The 17284-nt window shown below is 52.7% G+C and carries 17 protein-coding genes; 9 read left to right on the top strand and 8 right to left on the bottom strand.

Going from position 1 to position 17284, the window contains the following annotated elements:
• Positions 1–371: 371 nt before the first annotated feature.
• The gene (locus KQJ19_RS11385; RefSeq protein WP_016154060.1) at positions 372–1670 is read left to right on the top strand and encodes an MFS transporter; all 1299 of its coding nucleotides are present in this window, start codon (positions 372–374) and stop codon (positions 1668–1670) included.
• On the opposite strand, the gene KQJ19_RS11390 is transcribed toward KQJ19_RS11385, so the two are convergent.
• The 5 genes from KQJ19_RS11390 to trxC all read right to left on the bottom strand — a co-directional run bounded on the left by KQJ19_RS11390 (position 1667) and on the right by trxC (position 7389).
• Positions 1667–1990: a YfiM family lipoprotein gene (locus KQJ19_RS11390; RefSeq protein WP_016157180.1), complete on the bottom strand. Its 324-nt coding sequence runs from the start codon at positions 1988–1990 to the stop codon at positions 1667–1669. The two genes, KQJ19_RS11385 and KQJ19_RS11390, sit on opposite strands and share 4 nt — an antisense overlap.
• A gap of 44 nt (positions 1991–2034) precedes the next feature.
• Positions 2035–3390: a CDP-diacylglycerol--serine O-phosphatidyltransferase gene (gene pssA, locus KQJ19_RS11395; protein ID WP_003835350.1), complete on the bottom strand. Its 1356-nt coding sequence runs from the start codon at positions 3388–3390 to the stop codon at positions 2035–2037.
• 114 nt (positions 3391–3504) lie between these two features.
• Positions 3505–6165 (bottom strand): protein lysine acetyltransferase, encoded by a 2661-nt coding sequence (gene pat, locus KQJ19_RS11405; protein WP_049282309.1) that lies wholly within the window; start codon positions 6163–6165, stop codon positions 3505–3507.
• Positions 6166–6201: 36 nt separating this feature from the next.
• Positions 6202–6900, bottom strand: a complete 699-nt coding sequence (gene tapT / locus KQJ19_RS11410) for a tRNA-uridine aminocarboxypropyltransferase (protein ID WP_016154057.1) — start codon at positions 6898–6900, stop codon at positions 6202–6204.
• Between the two features lie 69 nt (positions 6901–6969).
• Entirely contained in the window at positions 6970–7389 is a 420-nt protein-coding gene (trxC, locus tag KQJ19_RS11415; RefSeq protein ID WP_003037559.1) for a thioredoxin TrxC, read from the bottom strand.
• A 207-nt stretch (positions 7390–7596) separates the two neighbouring features.
• Between trxC and KQJ19_RS11420 the strand changes: the two genes are divergently transcribed.
• The gene (locus tag KQJ19_RS11420; protein WP_216403667.1) at positions 7597–8676 is read left to right on the top strand and encodes a tRNA/rRNA methyltransferase; all 1080 of its coding nucleotides are present in this window, start codon (positions 7597–7599) and stop codon (positions 8674–8676) included.
• Between the two features lie 33 nt (positions 8677–8709).
• Here the strand turns inward: KQJ19_RS11420 and ung are convergent, their stop codons facing one another.
• Positions 8710–9399 carry a uracil-DNA glycosylase gene (gene ung / locus KQJ19_RS11425; RefSeq protein ID WP_016154055.1) on the bottom strand — a complete coding sequence of 230 codons (690 nt, stop codon included), beginning with the start codon at positions 9397–9399 and terminating at the stop codon, positions 8710–8712.
• Between the two features lie 317 nt (positions 9400–9716).
• Here ung and grcA point away from each other — a divergent pair, with 317 nt between their 5' ends.
• On the top strand, positions 9717–10100 hold the full coding sequence (gene grcA, locus KQJ19_RS11430) for an autonomous glycyl radical cofactor GrcA (RefSeq protein WP_003037563.1): 384 nt from the start codon (positions 9717–9719) through the stop codon (positions 10098–10100).
• 112 nt (positions 10101–10212) lie between these two features.
• On the opposite strand, the gene srmB is transcribed toward grcA, so the two are convergent.
• Positions 10213–11541 carry an ATP-dependent RNA helicase SrmB gene (srmB, locus tag KQJ19_RS11435; RefSeq protein ID WP_047501525.1) on the bottom strand — a complete coding sequence of 443 codons (1329 nt, stop codon included), beginning with the start codon at positions 11539–11541 and terminating at the stop codon, positions 10213–10215.
• 130 nt (positions 11542–11671) lie between these two features.
• Between srmB and trmN the strand changes: the two genes are divergently transcribed.
• Positions 11672–12409 (top strand): tRNA(1)(Val) (adenine(37)-N(6))-methyltransferase TrmN, encoded by a 738-nt coding sequence (gene trmN / locus KQJ19_RS11440; protein WP_016154053.1) that lies wholly within the window; start codon positions 11672–11674, stop codon positions 12407–12409.
• On the opposite strand, the gene nadB is transcribed toward trmN, so the two are convergent.
• Positions 12394–14016 carry an L-aspartate oxidase gene (gene nadB, locus KQJ19_RS11445; RefSeq protein ID WP_047358259.1) on the bottom strand — a complete coding sequence of 541 codons (1623 nt, stop codon included), beginning with the start codon at positions 14014–14016 and terminating at the stop codon, positions 12394–12396. The two genes, trmN and nadB, sit on opposite strands and share 16 nt — an antisense overlap.
• A gap of 305 nt (positions 14017–14321) precedes the next feature.
• On the opposite strand from nadB, the gene rseD reads away from it, so the two are divergent.
• The 5 genes from rseD to rseC are packed head-to-tail and all read left to right on the top strand — an operon-like array spanning position 14322 to position 17115.
• Positions 14322–14444 carry a rpoE leader peptide RseD gene (rseD, locus tag KQJ19_RS11450; protein WP_233623816.1) on the top strand — a complete coding sequence of 41 codons (123 nt, stop codon included), beginning with the start codon at positions 14322–14324 and terminating at the stop codon, positions 14442–14444.
• Positions 14441–15016: an RNA polymerase sigma factor RpoE gene (rpoE, locus tag KQJ19_RS11455; protein WP_003037573.1), complete on the top strand. Its 576-nt coding sequence runs from the start codon at positions 14441–14443 to the stop codon at positions 15014–15016. The genes rseD and rpoE overlap by 4 nt, the downstream gene beginning before the upstream one ends.
• 31 nt (positions 15017–15047) lie before the next feature.
• Positions 15048–15698 carry an anti-sigma-E factor RseA gene (gene rseA / locus KQJ19_RS11460; RefSeq protein ID WP_047501529.1) on the top strand — a complete coding sequence of 217 codons (651 nt, stop codon included), beginning with the start codon at positions 15048–15050 and terminating at the stop codon, positions 15696–15698.
• Complete coding sequence (gene rseB / locus KQJ19_RS11465) at positions 15698–16654, top strand: sigma-E factor regulatory protein RseB (protein ID WP_016154050.1); 957 nt, start codon at positions 15698–15700, stop codon at positions 16652–16654. Before rseA ends, rseB begins: the two co-directional genes overlap by 1 nt.
• Positions 16651–17115 (top strand): SoxR-reducing system protein RseC, encoded by a 465-nt coding sequence (rseC, locus tag KQJ19_RS11470; RefSeq protein ID WP_016157173.1) that lies wholly within the window; start codon positions 16651–16653, stop codon positions 17113–17115. The genes rseB and rseC overlap by 4 nt, the downstream gene beginning before the upstream one ends.
• Positions 17116–17284: the final 169 nt, after the last annotated feature.

The raw sequence follows: 17284 nt of genomic DNA on the forward strand, positions 1-17284 counted from the left end.
CTCCTGAGGAGGACAAATCCGCCGGGAGCGGATTTGAACGTTGCGCAGCAACGGCCCGGAGGGTGGCGGGCAGGACGCCCGCCATAAACTGCCAGGCATCAAATAAGTGAAGAAGCCCATCCTGCCGGATGGGCTTTTTTGCGTCTGCAGGGAGTGAAAACTGCCGGATGCAGCGTACCATTTTATCCAGCCCACACTATTTCAAACCGATTGTTCTCTTTCTCGAACATATCTGAATCCTTTCTCTGCTAATGAAAACCGTGATCTTTCTCTCATAATAAATTATAACAATTATATAACATTTATTTCACCAAAAAAGACACAACCACCATTGATAAATTAATGCAATCGTTGGCAGGGGTACAATTCTAATGGCTGATAGCAGTGTAACTGAGAACGGGGCGCTGGCAGACGGCGATACTCGGCGTCGTATATGGGCGATTGTCGGAGCATCATCAGGGAATCTGGTCGAATGGTTTGATTTCTATATCTATTCTTTCTGCTCTCTCTATTTTGCTCATATCTTTTTTCCATCAGGAAACACCACCACGCAACTCTTACAAACAGCCGGAGTTTTTGCTGCAGGCTTTCTGATGCGACCGATTGGCGGCTGGCTGTTTGGTCGCATCGCGGATAAGCACGGGCGTAAAAAGTCGATGCTGCTGTCAGTTTGTATGATGTGTATGGGATCGCTGGTGATCGCTTGTCTTCCGGGATATGAAACCATCGGTACCTGGGCTCCTGCTCTATTGCTGCTGGCTAGGTTATTTCAGGGGCTGTCTGTCGGTGGTGAATACGGGACCAGCGCTACCTATATGAGTGAAGTAGCCGTTGAAGGTAAGAAAGGTTTTTATGCTTCCTTCCAGTACGTGACGTTAATCGGCGGGCAGTTACTGGCACTGCTGGTTGTGGTCATATTACAGCAAACGTTAGAAGACTCAGCGCTAAGATCGTGGGGTTGGCGTATTCCATTTGCGTTGGGCGCCGTACTGGCTATTGTTGCGTTATGGCTGCGTCGACAGTTGGATGAAACCTCGAAACAGGACGTTCGCGCGCTGAAAGAAGCTGGCTCTCTGAAAGGTCTGTGGCGTAATCGCAAAGCCTTCATCATGGTGCTTGGCTTTACCGCTGCTGGCTCGCTGTGTTTTTACACGTTCACAACCTACATGCAGAAGTACCTGGTTAATACCGCCGGTATGCATGCCAACGTAGCCAGTGGGATTATGACGGCGGCACTGTGTGTGTTTATGCTGGTGCAACCGTTGTTCGGTGCCTTGTCAGATAAAATTGGCCGACGTACTTCAATGCTGTGTTTTGGCGCGTTGGCCGCGATTTTCACCGTCCCCATTCTGACAGCGTTGCAAAGCGTGACGTCTCCGTATATGGCGTTTGCTCTGGTGATGTGTGCCTTGCTAATTGTGAGTTTCTATACGTCAATCAGCGGTATTCTGAAGGCCGAGATGTTCCCGGCACAGGTGCGCGCTCTGGGGGTTGGATTATCTTATGCGGTGGCCAATGCTCTGTTTGGTGGCTCAGCCGAATATGTTGCGTTATCCCTGAAGTCTGTCGGTATGGAAACAACATTCTTCTGGTACGTTACAGCACTGGCAATAGTCGCATTTTTGGTATCGCTGATGCTGCATGGGAAGGGGAAAGGTCTGCGCCTCTAGTGATGTGCCAGTTGCCAGACTGCATAGCCGGTAGACGCGCCTGCAACATCCCAGGCGAAGTCTTTCCAGCTCCAGCCGCTCCCAGCGGGACGGCTGTCCCATAACTCTTTTGACGCGCCCAGGCTGACAGAGAACATCAGGCCGATAGCCGCGCTGCGATCGCGGCTGTTGCCCTGATGTTGAGCATATTCGTTTCCAGCTGCGGAGAGCATAGCGGAGGCGATAAAGTGTTGAGCCTTGTCTTGTCCGCTCCAGCGGTCGTTTGCCATGTGGCTGCAACCAGAAATGGCCAGAATACTGAAAAGAATAAACAAGCGCACCGTTGCCTCCATAGGAAAAACCCCGTCACTGGACGGGGTCTTGGTTACAGAATACGGCTAATTAATCTGTCGATACGGATACGGCGTAGTCGACGGATGAGCTTACGCACTTTGACTGGATAGTCGGCAATGCTTTGCAGGTCGCGATAGTGCTTAACGACGGTAGTATGCGTGCGAATAAGCTCCAGCTCTTTATCGCGCTGGGGAGTCAGCTCTTGCTTCGGATCGTGGATAAGGATGGCGTTTTCCAGATCCAGACGCCAGGCGCGAGGGTTAAGGTTGTTGCCGGTGAGCAGCATCCATTTATCATCAACCCACATGCCTTTCAGATGATAGGTGTTGTCATCATCTTTCCATAAGCGCACGACCAGTTGGTCGGTATTCACGTAATATTGCAGTCTGCTCAGGAAACGGCGCAGGTTAATTTCATACAGGTAGGGCAGCGCGCCGATGATTTTAAATGGCTCATCTTCTGGAATGAAAAAGTCGTTGGCGGTTTTATCACCGACAATGATCTCGACCTTTTTGCCTTCACGCAGCAGCTGAATGATATTGCGCACCAGTATAGCGGGCAGGTTGAAATAAGGGGTACAGATTGTGAGCTTGTGCTCCGCGCAGGGCATAAGGTGGAAAATGGTCTTATTTAACAGACTGGATTTTCCAAGGCCTACCAGAGGCGTTACCGAAAGCTGTTCATTATCCGCATCACCCTGAAAATGGAATGACGCATCGCGCAGTTCCTGACGGTACAGGCGGATGTCGTTTTTAATTTCCGGGCTTTTAGGGCGATTAATATCATCAAGGCGATTAACGCCGCGACCGTTCATCAGGTTCTGCGTGACCCAATCGAACATGATATCGGCCATTTGAGCATTGCGAATCAACTGATAACGGTCATAGCGATATTTATCATGCTGATGCAGATAAACATCATTCAGGCTGGCCCCGCTATACAGGACGCTGTCATCGATGATAAAGCCTTTAAAATGCAGGACGCCAAGCGCTTCTCGGGTGTTAATCGGAACACCGTAGACAGGAATATCAATACCTGGGTTTTCTTGTGCCATTCGGCAATACCAGTCAGCGTTGGTATTCGATGCTGCAGCACCAATACGTCCGCGCTGGGCTCGGTGCCAGTCGACAAGCACCCGGACATCCAGTTCAGGACGCTGCCGTTTTGCCGCATAGAGCGCGTCGAGTATGCCTTTACCACCGTCATCCTGTTCCAGGTACAGCGCAATAATGCAGATCCGTCGCGTCGCGCTGGCTATTTTTTCCAGCAGAGTCTCCCTGAAATTAGCGGGAGCATAAAAGAAATCTACATCATCAACTGACTGAGAAATCTTGGGTAGTTGGGCAAGGTGTTGTTGATGTTTATTACGCTTAAATTTTGACAACATCACAGTGCATTTCTTCTCTGTTCATTGAAGGGTCCTCTGTGCTATGCAGACGACATAAGCGGGTAATGATACCACCAGTACCTATTAATGTGGTCAACATTTCCAGTACCTTACTCACGATTCCTCAAATTGGGCCAGATTAAGCGTTAGCCCAACAATTCCCTCTTCGAGTTGGACGTCAACAGCGAACCCGAGTTTCCGGGCCAGGGCGACCATCCCACGATTGTTTGGCATCGTAATACCATTCAAACGTCTAAGTCCGTGATCTCGGGTATATGCAATTAATTTTTCCATCAACCGGCGACCCAGTCCAAGCCCTTTGAGATCTGAACGAACCAGTACGGCGAACTCGGCGTCAATGTTATCAGGATCCGAGATTGCTCGCGTTACGCCGAGGATCTCTTGCTGATTGTTTTTACAGCGTACCGCAACAAAGGCCATTTCCCGATCGTAGTCGATCTGCGTCATATTGGCTAAATCTTCGTGGGTAAATTCGTTGATCTCACTGAAATAGCGATAATAAAGATCTTCTTTTGTTACCTGAGAAATGAACTGCTGCAGATGAGGTTCATCCTCGGGCAAAATAGGGCGGAACAAGCAACGCTCGCCGTTCTTCAACTCCACCCATTCTTCAAGCTGATGGGGGTAGGGACGTATAGCCAGCCTGCTTTCGTTATTGCCCGTGAAAGGGGCAATGTCCAGCGTGACATCCAGCGCGGTAAATTCACCGGCGGAGGCCAACAGCGGATGAATATCCAGACGCTGAATTTCCGGACAATCGACGATCAGATTGGAGACCTGCACCAGAAGCTGACTTAACCCGGCGATATCCAATGGGCGTAATGCGCTGCGAGCGCGGATCTTTTTATTTTTGATCCCCTGGATCACCAGATAACGCGCCAGATTCATGTTCAATGGCGGCAACGCCACCACGGCTTGTTCTTCTGGTCGCCACTCAACTCCGCCTTCACCAAGCATAATCAACGGGCCAAATACCGGGTCATGTTCAACGACGACGCGCAGCTCCTGAGCGCCAGCGCGATTCGCCATACTTTGTACTAATAAACCGTGAATGCGCGCCTGCGGCCAGGCCATTTTTACCCGATCAAAAATCGCATTGGCTGCCTGCTGCACCTCTGTTGCCGTCCGCAGGTAGAGCATTACCCCCTGAACTTCTGATTTATGCGGGATATCAGGAGAACGCAGCTTTAGCGCCACCGGGTAACCGATTTGCTCCGCGATGTGTACGGCTTCAGCGCTGTCGCTGGCGATCCACGTCGGCAGTGTGTGTAAGCCATAGGCTTGTAAAATCGGCTGCACTTCATGGGTATCCAGCGACGTTGCTCCTTCAGCAATCGCCTGCTGTAACAGATTATGCGCCTCGGCGGTGTTGGTGGTCAGGTAGTCGGGCAGCGCAGGGGTTTCCCGCAGTTGCTTCTGGTTACGCCGGTACTCCACCATATGCATAAACGCGGTGATGGTGCCTTCTGGCGTGCGGTAGGTAGGTAATCCGGCTTCGCTAAACAGTCTACGGGCTTCCTGGGAGGAAAACTCTCCGCACCAGTTGGTCAGCAACGAGACGAACTTACCGCGGGGATGACGTTTTACCGCTTCGATTAACGCTTGTGCGCTTTCTGTTCCCGGGGCGGCTGCGCTGGGTGAGTGAATCACCATCAGTGCGTCGAAATCCTGGCTGGCGAGCAAGATATCCAGCGTCTTAACGTAGTGTTCGCTGCTGGCGTCGTCACGCAGATCCAGCGGGTTGGCGATATCAATATGTTCAGGTAACGCATCGCGTAATTTCTGGCAGGTATCTTCACTCAGTGTCGCCAACTTGCCATTTTTTGACCACAGCTCATCTAATGCCAGTGCGGCAGGCGCGGCCCCATTGCTGATGATCATCAGCCTGTCGCCGCGCAGCGGACGCATGTGGCTTAGGGTTTCTACCGCAGAGAAGAGCTCGTGAGTGTCTTGTACGCGTAATAAACCGGCGCGCTGGATAGCCGCGTCCCACGCAGGGTCCATCCCTGCACTGGTATGCAGTAAACGCTGTGCAGCCGGACTGCGACCACTCTTAATCACCAGAATGGGTTTATTGCGCGAGGCGCTACGGGCGGCGGAGACAAAGCGCCGGGCATCACTTAAATGTTCGAGATATAGCAATATCGCGCTGGTTTTACTGTCGCGCGCCAGGTAATCCAGTAGTTCATCAACGTCGATATCCAGGCTGTCGCCCAGCGCGATAAACCAGGAAAAACCCATGTCGCGCTGCTGCGCCCAGTCCAGAATGGTGTTGGAAATCGCCGCTGACTGGGAAATAAATGCCAACTTACCGCGCTTGATGGGGACGGGAGAAAAGCTGGCGTTAAGCCCCTGCCAGGGCGCGAGAAGCCCCAGGCTGTTGGGGCCTAGCAGACGTATGTTGTAGCGTGCGGCGCAGGCCAACAATTCCTGGTGCTGCGATGCGGGAGCTGAAAGAATAATGCAGGTTTTACAGCCTTTCTCGCCAAGCGCTTCGAGTAATGCCAGGTTGCGGCTGGCATTGGTGCACAACACGGCAAGGTCTGGGCTAAAAGGCAGGCTGTTGATATTGGGCCAGGCCAGGACGCCCAACACCGCTTTCCATGCTGGCGTCACTGGTAAAACAGGTCCATTGAAACCGCCGGCAAGCAGGTTACGCATCATCAGGTAACCTGCGCGATTAGGCTTCATTGACGCCCCAATCACCGCAATGGATTTCGGTCGCAGAAGTGCTTCCAGACCACGCTGACTCATATCGGCTTCCTTAATGACACCAGTGACCGAATGATTTTAAACGCTTTCTGGCGAGTCTGCTGTGACGCTTCCCTGATGTTGAGTTTTTCCTGCCAGGTAGCGGGTTTTAAAGCGAGTGAAATGTTCGCTCAACCCCTCCGCGGCTTGCGTATCGCCCGCCAGATCCAACAACGCAATGGCCACTTCGGCAGTACAGTATTGCCCTTCGGCGTGAATGCCACGCAGGTGGTAAGCGGAAAGTCGCGATAAATCAACGGAGATCACCGGCAGGTTATCAAGGTACGGGCTTTTGCGGAACATTTTACGCGCTTCAGGCCAGGTACCATCAAGCATGATAAACAACGGCGGTTTACCGGCTGGTGGCGCGAAAATCACTTCACGCTCTTCGCCCGCATAGGATGCCGGGAATACAACCATCGGCTGGTAATCCGGATTTTTCACCAGTTCGAGCAGCGCCTGTGGCGGTTCGGTGCGTGACCACTGAAACGCCGTGGTATCGGGCAAAATATCGGCAATCAAACGTCCCGTGTTGCTGGGCTTCATCGGCTCGGTATCAAACATCACCAGACAAAAGCGGCTTTTGGCCTCAGACGGCACCAGCGTTGCGCACAAGCAGAGCTTCAGCGGCAGCAGGCAGCGCTGACAGCGGCGAATGCGATTACCTCGGGCAAGGAAAGGGCGCGTGGCGCGCGCGAGGCGCTCAGCGCGTAACTGAAGAACAGCGTTATCGGTCATGGGAGAACACGTTGAAAAACGCTATTGTCGCAGAGGTGAAAACGGGGCACAAGATGCGCCCCGTAGAGATTATAATGATTCGTTAAGCCAGCTATCAAACGGGGCTTTAGGTACGGCGCCATTAAGCATGTCGACGATTTCACCTTTTCTGAAGATCATAATGGTCGGGATGCTGCGGATACCGAAACGGGCGCTGAGTTCTCGCTCGGCTTCTGTATTCACTTTAACAAAACGCACTTTACCGCTACGCTCTTCCGCGACATCTTCAAAAATCGGGGCGAAGTTACGGCATGGACCACACCAGGGGGCCCAAAAATCAACCACCACCGGGAGATCGTCTTTTAACAGTTTATCCAGTGTTTCACCGGTCGCATTGATCACCTCCCCATCAAACAGGTCGTGACCACAGCGTCCGCATTTAGCCGCTTCCTGGACACGATCGTCGGGGATGCGGTTGATAGCCTGGCAGCTGGTACAAACGGTATTCATAACTAACCTCTGGATGAGTGGAGTGGACTTCACGGCAGTAACGCCAGTATGTTTCTATTATGTTACATATTATCGGGGAGTCTGTTCTAAACAACAATGCGTTTTATTCAATGAGTACAATAGTCCTTAGCTTTTAAATGAAATAATGGCTAACGACGTGCACATCGGGTAATCTTCGCGCTTCGCGCAGAGCAGGTGGAGAAAAACATGAGCGACGAACTGAAGAATAAAAACGGCAAGGTCAAAGTGATGTACGTCCGCAGTGACGATGACTCGGACAAACGCACCCAAAATCCACGTACTGGTAAAGGCGGCGGTCGCCCCGGTACTTCCCGAGCCGAAGGCGGTCGTCGCCCTGCCCGTGATGACAGAAAGGGTCCGAACAGCGAACGTGGTCGTGAACGTGGTCGTGGCCGCGATGTAGAACGCGACCGTGGACGTGAAGATTCACCATGGCGTACCGTGTCCCGCGCACCGAATGATGATGCAGCAGACAAAGCCGATCACGGTGGTATCAGCGGCAAAAGCTTTATCGATCCTGAAGTATTACGTCGTCAGCGCGCGGAAGAAACCCGCGTTTACGGTGAGAATGCCTGTCAGGCTCTGTTCCAGAGTCGTCCGGACGCTATTGTTCGCGCCTGGTTTGTTCAGAGCGTAACCCCGCGCTTTAAAGAAGCATTACGCTGGATGGCGGCGAACCGCAAAGCCTACCACGTGGTTGACGAAGCCGAGCTGGCGAAAGCCTCCGGCACTGAACACCATGGCGGCGTCTGTTTCCTGATCAAAAAACGTAACGGTACCACTGTTAAGCAGTGGGTTGGTCAGGCCGGGGCGCAGGATTGCGTGCTGGCCCTGGAAGACATTGCTAACCCGCACAACCTGGGCGGCATGATGCGTAGCTGCGCGCACTTCGGTGTGAAAGGCGTGGTGGTACAGGATGCGGCGCTGTTGGAATCAGGTGCGGCTATCCGCACCGCTGAAGGCGGAGCTGAGCACGTTCAGCCGATCACCGGTGACAGTATTGTCGATGTGCTGGACGACTTCCGTAATGGGGGTTACACGGTAGTGATGACCTCAAGCGTGAAAGGCAAGCCGCTGTTTACTACCACGTTGCCGGAAAAAATGGTGCTGGTATTAGGGCGTGAGCGTGAGGCTCTGCCAGAAGCAGCATGCTCAGCCGACGACCTGTGCGTGGCGATTGACGGTACGGGCAACGTAGAAACGCTCAACGTTTCTGTCGCGACCGGCGTGCTGCTCGCGGAGTGGTGGCGTCAGAACAAAGCCTGATAATAAAAATGCCAGCGATTCGCTGGCATTTTTTTACTCGCTTTCTGCGGGTAATACCGGCGTCCAGTCAATCGGCTTTTCACCTCGTTGTTCCAGCCACTCATTAGCCAGTACAAAGTGATTGCAGCCAAAGAAACCGCGATGCGCAGAGAGCGGTGATGGGTGCGGCGCTTTCAATACATGGTGACGCTGCGCATCAATAATCGCACCTTTCTTTTGTGCGTGTGAACCCCAGAGCAGGAATACCACGCCTTCCCGATGTTGGTTAATCAGGCTGATGACTTTATCGGTAAATGTTTCCCATCCCAGACTGGCGTGCGAATGTGCCTGCCCGGCACGGACGGTAAGCACGGTGTTGAGTAACAGCACACCCTGGCGTGCCCAGCTTTCCAGATATCCGTGCGTTGGGCGTGTGAAGCCAGGAATCGTTGCTTCCAGCTCTTTGTACATGTTCAGCAACGAGGGCGGGGTGGCAATACCGGGGCGGACAGAAAACGCGAGACCGTGTGCCTGGCCCGGACCGTGGTATGGATCCTGCCCCAGGATGACGACTTTCACGTCGCCAAGTTCGGTAAAGCGAAAAGCGTTGAATACATCTTTTTGTGGCGGATAAATTGTCATACCTGACTGACGCTCGCCCGCCACAGTATGCAGCGTGTTAACAAAATAAGGCTGCTGTTTCTCTTCTGCCAGCACATCGTGCCAGGTTAATTCGGTGGCCATCTCGCTCTCCTGCGAATTTTCGATCCCCCTAGCTTAACTGCTTCTTTCGGCGTCGCAAAATTCTGTACGTTTCTCAAGGGTCTACCCCTTAAAGATAGTTGAAAATTTATGTAAAAAGTTTAGCTGCGCATGTGGCGTAAGTTGATGTAAAACAATAAAATCCACCTATCACCACTTTTCATGTGTGGTTTTTATTGATTTAAATCAAAGATTCAAGGGTGTGTGAGGGGTATATATACACTCAAGCAACAATGGTTTTACCAATTGGCCGGATGACGGCCAACCGAGATCAAATAATTTTGCCGGGGAGGCATCAAATGATTACAGGTATCCAGATTACTAAAGCTGCAAATGACGACCTGCTGAACTCTTTCTGGCTGCTGGACAGCGAAAAAGGCGAAGCACGCTGCATCGTTGCGAAAGCAGGTTTCAATGCTGATGAAGTCGTTGCTGTCAGCAAACTGGGTGAAATCGAATACCGTGAAGTACCGGTAGACGTACAGCCGGAAGTCCGTGTGGAAGGTGGTCAGCACCTGAACGTGAACGTTCTGCGCCGAGAAACTCTGGAAGATGCGGTTAAGCATCCGGAAAAATATCCGCAGCTGACCATCCGTGTTTCTGGTTATGCCGTGCGTTTCAACTCTCTGACGCCAGAACAGCAGCGCGACGTTATTGCTCGTACCTTTACTGAGAGCCTGTAAGGTTCACGGGGAATAACCCCGTCTGGCAGAGAATCTGAAAGCGGAAGATGCCAACGTATCTTCCGCTTTTTTGTGCACAAAAAATGCCGGGCTAAACGGCCCGGCATTCGGTTTACTCTTTGTCGGACTGCTGGGAAGCAGCTCCGCTTGGCTTACGGCGTTTGCCGACATTTTTGGCGTCGCGGTGACGTTTTTTCACCCGCGGTTTCTCTTTCTCTTTCGCTTTTTGCTCCGCGCGCTTCGCCAGCACTTTCTTGGATGGCTTACCGTTAGATTTCTCACTTGGCGCGCGCGTGGTTGGACGCAGTTCGTCGATGACGCGTGCTTTCAGTGGCTCGTCAATGTAGCGGCTCGCTTTGCCGAGCAGCAGATGGTCGTGGGCTTCAACCAAAGAGATCGCAGTACCTTTACGGCCTGCACGACCGGTACGGCCAATGCGGTGCAGATAGGCATCACCACTGCGCGGCATGTCGAAGTTAAACACATGGCTGACGTCAGGAATATCGATCCCACGAGCGGCAACGTCGGTTGCTACCAGCACGTTCACACGACCATCGGTCAGGCGTTTGATCGCTTCATTACGTTTGTTCTGCACCATCTCGCCTTCGAGATAGCAGTTATTAATGCCCGCCTGGCGCAGCCAGCCTGCCAGCTCGTGCACACGCTCGCGTTTACGTACGAAGACAATCGAGCGAGTCGCTTCCGGCTGTTTTAACAAATGGATCAGCAGGGCAGTTTTGTGCTCGATGTCATCGGCACGGTAGTAAAACTGATGAATCTTCTTGCGTTCGCGGGTAGACGGATCCGCCGAAACTTCGACCGGATCCTCCAGCAGACGCTCAGCAAAATCTTTGATCGCATCGCCTTCCAGCGTGGCGGAGAACAGCATAGTTTGCTTACGCCAGCGGGTTTCTCCAGCGATATGCTCGATGTCCTGGGCAAAGCCCATGTCCAACATGCGGTCTGCTTCATCGAGGATTAGTGTCTCAACCGCATGGCAGTCGAAGTTTTCTTCTTTAATGTACTGCAGCAGACGACCGGTAGTGGCGACCACGATGTCCTGGTTTTCGCTAAAGACTTCCATGTGGTTCATGTAAGCCACGCCGCCGGTAATCGTGGCGATATCCAGATGCGTATTCTTCGCCAGTTCACGGGCGTGTTCGGCAACCTGCATCGCCAGTTCGCGCGTCGGTGTCAAAATCAAAATGCGCGGCGGGCCAGATTTCTTGCGCGGGAAGTCGAGCAGGTGCTGCAACGCTGGCAGCAAATATGCCGCCGTTTTACCGGTGCCTGTCGGCGCAGAACCGAGTACATCACGGCCATCGAGCGCAGGCGGAATGGCGGCAGCCTGAATGGCGGTCGGGCGAGTGAAACCTTTTTCCTGGAGGGCATCCAGAAGGCTTTCATCGAGTTCAAGTTCGGAAAAAGTCGTTACAGTCATGTTCTACCTCTGAGTGGGGCGCTGATTATAGACGTTACGGCTGCAATCTTCATCTGTTTGTATGGATATACCTTCTCAGGTATTGTTTTTATCCTATGTTATCGTTTTTTTTCCAGGAAGGTTGTTCTTCATGCCCCAGTCTACATCCGTACTTAGACGTAATGGATTTACTTTTAAGCAGTTTTTTGTGGCACACGATCGTTGTGCAATGAAAGTCGGAACGGACGGCATTTTATTGGGGGCCTGGGCCCCTGTTGCTGGCGTAAAGCGGATCCTGGATATTGGTACCGGGAGCGGCCTGTTGGCGCTGATGCTGGCCCAGCGCACAGATGAAAACGTCATCATTGACGCCGTGGAGCTTGATGTTGATGCCGCGCAGCAGGCGCAGGAGAACATCGCGCAATCCCCGTGGATGCATCGCGTGAACGTTCATACCGAAGATGTGCAGCAGTGGGTACCGCGCCAGACCGTGCGCTTTGATTTGATCATCAGCAACCCTCCCTATTATGAACAGGGAGTGGAATGTGCCACGCCGCAGCGCGAGCAGGCTCGCTACACCACCACGCTCGATCATCAAGTATTGCTAACGCTGGCGGCAGACAGCATTACGGAAGAAGGTTTTTTTTGTGTGGTGTTGCCCGAACAGATTGGTAACGCCTTTTCCCAGCAGGCACTGGGCATGGGCTGGCATCTGCGATTGCGCACGGATGTAGCAGAAACCGAGGCCCGACTACCGAATCGGGTACTGCTGGCATTCTCCCCGCAGGCCGGGGAGTGCTTTAGTGACAGGCTGGTGATCCGTGGGCCAGACCAACGTTACTCTGAAGGTTACACGGCGCTGACCCAGGCGTTTTATCTGTTCATGTGATGACTTAGCGGCGAGAGAATGGACGGGCCTGCCTCTGGAAGCTGTTCTGGATAATCCAGCGTATAGTGCAGGCCCCGACTCTCTTTACGCATCATCGCGCAGCGGACAATCAGCTCAGCAACCTGCACCAGATTGCGCAGTTCCAGCAAGTTGTTCGACACGCGGAAATGAGCGTAATACTCGTCGATTTCCTGTTGCAACATGGTGATACGGCGCAGGGCGCGCTCCAGACGTTTAGTTGTGCGCACGATACCGACGTAATCCCACATAAATAGCCGCAGCTCATGCCAGTTATGCTGAATCACAACCAGTTCATCCGGGTTTTCTACCCGGCTTTCATCCCAATCCGGGAGGGTGCTGACGCTGCGAGCATAAGGCATTCGCCTGTCGATATCTTCAGCCGCGGACCAGCCGTAAACCAGGCACTCCAGTAATGAGTTTGACGCCATCCGGTTGGCTCCATGCAGGCCGGTGTAACTCACTTCGCCGATCGCATACAGCCCGTCGACATCCGTACGGCCAAAGTCATCCACCATCACGCCGCCGCAGGTATAGTGCGCGGCAGGAACGATGGGAACCGGCTCTTTGGTCAAATCGATGCCCAGTCCCAGCAATTTTTCATAAATCATCGGGAAATGCTGACGAACAAATTCTTCCGGTTTATGGCTGATGTCGAGAAACATGCAGTCAGCGCCCAGGCGCTTCATTTCGTGGTCAATGGCGCGGGCAACAATATCGCGGGGAGCCAGTTCGCCACGCTCGTCAAAATCGGGCATAAAGCGCGAACCGTCCGGGCGCTTCAGATGTGCGCCTTCGCCACGCAGCGCCTCGGTTAGCAGAAAGTTGCGCGCCTGCGGATGATACAGCGCTGTCGGGTGAAACTGGTTAAATTCCAGGTTGGCGACACGGCATCCCGCACGCCAGGCCATCGCAATCCCGTCACCCGAGGAAATATCTGGATTGGTGGTGTATTGGTACACCTTTGACGCGCCGCCGGTGGCCAACACTACTGACTTGGCATGGCAGGTTTCTACGGCTTCTTTATTACGGTTCCAGATCCAGGCTCCGACAACCCGACGCGTTCCCGGCAGACCGATTTTATCGGAGACAATCAGATCGACGGCATTACTGCGCTCAAGAACCCGTATGTTGGGGTGATTTTGTGCCTGGCTGACGAGGGTGGTTTCGACTTCTTTACCGGTGGCATCCGCAGAGTGCAGAATGCGTCGATGGCTATGACCGCCTTCACGGGTCAGGTGATAGCTTTCTTCACCGTTGGGCTGAACCTGCGTATCAAATAAGACGCCCTGATCGATAAGCCACTGAACGCAGGTGCGGGCATTGCTGGCGACAAATTCAACCGCATGGCGATCGCACAGGCCGGCCCCGGCAATCAGAGTATCTTCAACGTGGGAATCGATGCTGTCGGTTTCATCAAACACCGCGGCAATACCGCCCTGGGCATAAAATGTCGAGCCTTCGCTGACCGGACCTTTGCTCAGGACAATAACCTGATGTTTTTCGGCCAGGCGCAGCGCCAGTGAGAGTCCGGCAGCCCCGCTGCCAATGATCAGCACGTCACAGGATAATTCAGGAGTCGTATTCATGATTTTTGTTTAATTTACTAAACAGTGTTTGGTCACCATAGCACCACATTGCGCGATACTGCACGTTTTATTTTTAAATGTGTTGCAGTGACTAAACATGAAAAAAAAGCATGACGAGGACGAAATGAGCAAAAATATTTTGTGAAGCAGGCCGTTAGCACCAGATTATGTGATGAAATAAAGTGGCCGTTGGGTTACTCTGCAAGCGGTGAAATGGGCATTTCTAAACAGATAGTGCGTCGATCGGATTATGTAGACTTATAATGAGAGATAAGACCTGTCTACAACATGACAAACAAAAAACAATGCGTAACGGAACTTTACGAAACTTGAGCACTCCAAGCATTTGCTTGCTCATAGTGAAGCTGATGGAGTGGCGTTTCGAAGGCGCGTGGAAATTTGGTTTGGGGAGACTTTACCTCGGATGAGCGAGCAGTTAACGGACCAGGTCCTGGTAGAACGGGTCCAGAAGGGAGATCAGAAAGCCTTTAACCTACTGGTAGTGCGCTATCAGCATAAGGTGGCGAGTCTGGTTTCTCGCTATGTACCGTCGGGCGATGTACCCGATGTAGTACAAGAAGCATTTATCAAGGCCTATCGTGCGCTGGACTCGTTCCGGGGAGATAGTGCTTTTTATACCTGGCTGTATCGTATTGCAGTCAATACAGCGAAGAATTACCTGGTCGCTCAGGGGCGTCGTCCACCTTCCAGTGATATTGATGCGATTGAAGCAGAAAATTACGAAAGTGGCGGTGCGCTGAAAGAAATTTCGAACCCTGAGAACTTAATGTTGTCAGAAGAACTGAGACAGATAGTTTTCCGGACTATTGAGTCCCTCCCGGAAGATTTACGCATGGCAATAACCTTGCGGGAGCTGGATGGCCTGAGCTATGAAGAGATAGCCGCTATCATGGATTGTCCGGTAGGTACGGTGCGTTCACGTATCTTCCGAGCGAGGGAAGCTATTGATAATAAAGTTCAACCGCTTATCAGGCGTTGACGATAGCGGGATACTGGAAAAGGTATTAGGCATGCAGAAAGAAAAACTTTCCGCTTTAATGGATGGCGAAACGCTGGATACTGAGTTACTCAAAGAGCTGGCTCATGACCCGGAAATGCAAAAAACCTGGGAGAGTTATCACCTGATTCGCGATTCTATGCGAGGTGATACCGCCGACGTTCTCCATTTCGATATTTCCGCCCGCGTAATGGCTGCCATCCAAGATGAGCCAGTACGTCAGACGGTGCCATTGATTCCTGAGGCCCAGCCAGCACCGCACCAGTGGCAGAAAATGCCATTCTGGAAGAAAATGCGTCCGTGGGCCGCGCAGCTTACCCAAATGGGTGTGGCCGCGTGTGTATCACTTGCAGTTATTGTTGGCGTCCAGCACTATAATGGGCAATCTGAAACGTCCCAGCAGCCCGAAACGCCGGTATTTAATACATTACCGATGATGGGTAAAGCCAGTCCGGTAAGCTTGGGTGTACCCTCTGACGCGACGGCCAGCGGCGGTCAGCAACAGCAGGTACAGGAGCAGCGTCGTCGTATTAATGCCATGTTGCAGGACTACGAACTGCAACGTCGACTGCACTCTGAACAGCTTCAGTTTGAGCAGGCCCAAACACAGCAAGCCGCTGTGCAGGTGCCAGGAATTCAAACTTTAGGAACGCAATCGCAGTAATGAAGCAACTTTGGTTTGCCATGTCACTTGTGGCTGGTAGCCTGTTTTTCTCTGTAAACGCCTCGGCCAATCCTGCGTCCGGGGCGTTGTTGCAGCAGATGAATCTGGCCAGCCAGTCGCTAACCTATGAGCTGTCATTTGTCAGCATCAATAAGCAGGGTGTTGAATCCCTACGTTATCGCCATGCCCGCCTGGATAACCGTCCGCTAGCGCAACTGTTGCAAATGGATGGACCGCGCCGGGAAGTGGTGCAGCGTGGCAATGAAATCAGCTATTTTGAGCCTGGTCTCGAACCGTTCACGCTGAACGGCGACTATATCGTTGACTCTCTGCCCTCTCTGATTTACACCGACTTCAAACGTCTTGCTCCCTACTATGACTTTATCTCAGTAGGTCGCACCCGCATTGCCGATCGGCTCTGTGAAGTGATCCGCGTAGTCGCCCGTGACGGTACGCGTTACAGCTATATCGTCTGGATGGACACGGAGACTAAGCTGCCGATGCGCGTCGATCTTCTCGACCGTGATGGTGAGACGCTGGAACAGTTCCGTGTTATCGCCTTTACCGTAAACAACGGCGTTAGCGATAGCATGCAGGCGCTGGCGAAAGCCAATCTACCGCCGTTGCTGTCAGTTCCTGCGGGCGAGAAAACCAACTTCAACTGGAGCCCGTCGTGGTTGCCGCAAGGCTTCAGCGAAGTTTCCAGCAGTCGACGTCCGCTGCCGACGATGGATAACATGCCGATCGAATCGCGCCTATATTCTGATGGCCTGTTCAGTTTCTCCGTGAACGTAAACCGTGCGATGCAAAACAGCGCCGATCAGCTGTTGCGAACCGGGCGTAGAACGGTTAGTACCAGCGTGCGTGATAACGCGGAAATTACGATTGTGGGCGAGCTTCCACCGCAAACGGCGAAGCGTATCGCGGACAATATTAAGTTCAGGGCTGCACAATGATTAAAGAGTGGGCGACAGTCGTCTCCTGGCAAAATGGTCTGGCGACGGTCAGCTGTGATGTTAAAGCATCATGTAGCAGCTGTGCTTCCCGGGCCGGATGCGGGAGCCGCGTGCTGAACAAACTTGGGCCGCAGACCACGCATACCATCGTGGTGCCCAGCGACGAACCCTTAGCGCCCGGTCAAAAAGTTGAACTGGGTATTGCCGAGGGTAGCTTGCTGGGTTCAGCGATGTTGGTCTACATGTCTCCGTTGGCGGGGCTCTTTCTCTTCGCGGCGCTATTCCAGGTGCTGTTTGGTTCCGACCTTGCGGCATTAAGCGGAGCCGTGCTGGGGGGCGTGGGCGGATTCCTGATTGCCCGTGGATACTCTCGTAAGCTTGCTGAGCGCGAAGCCTGGCAGCCGGTCATTCTGAACGTTGCTCTTCCACCCGATCTCATTCGCGTCGAAACCCAACAGTGATAGCTTTGCCTGATGGCGCTTGTGTCGCCATCCGGCAAAAGTTTCACCGACTTTGCAAAGTTGTTTCCAGTTCCCGCTATCCTTGCTCTATGAACATTTCCTCGCCTCAGCGTTGTAGTGTAGAATGCGGCGTTTCACTTAAACAGACGTTAAGCTCAGATCAGCGACT

This window comes from Citrobacter sp. S46_ASV_140 (assembly GCF_018919545.1).
Lineage (GTDB): Bacteria > Pseudomonadota > Gammaproteobacteria > Enterobacterales > Enterobacteriaceae > Citrobacter > Citrobacter braakii.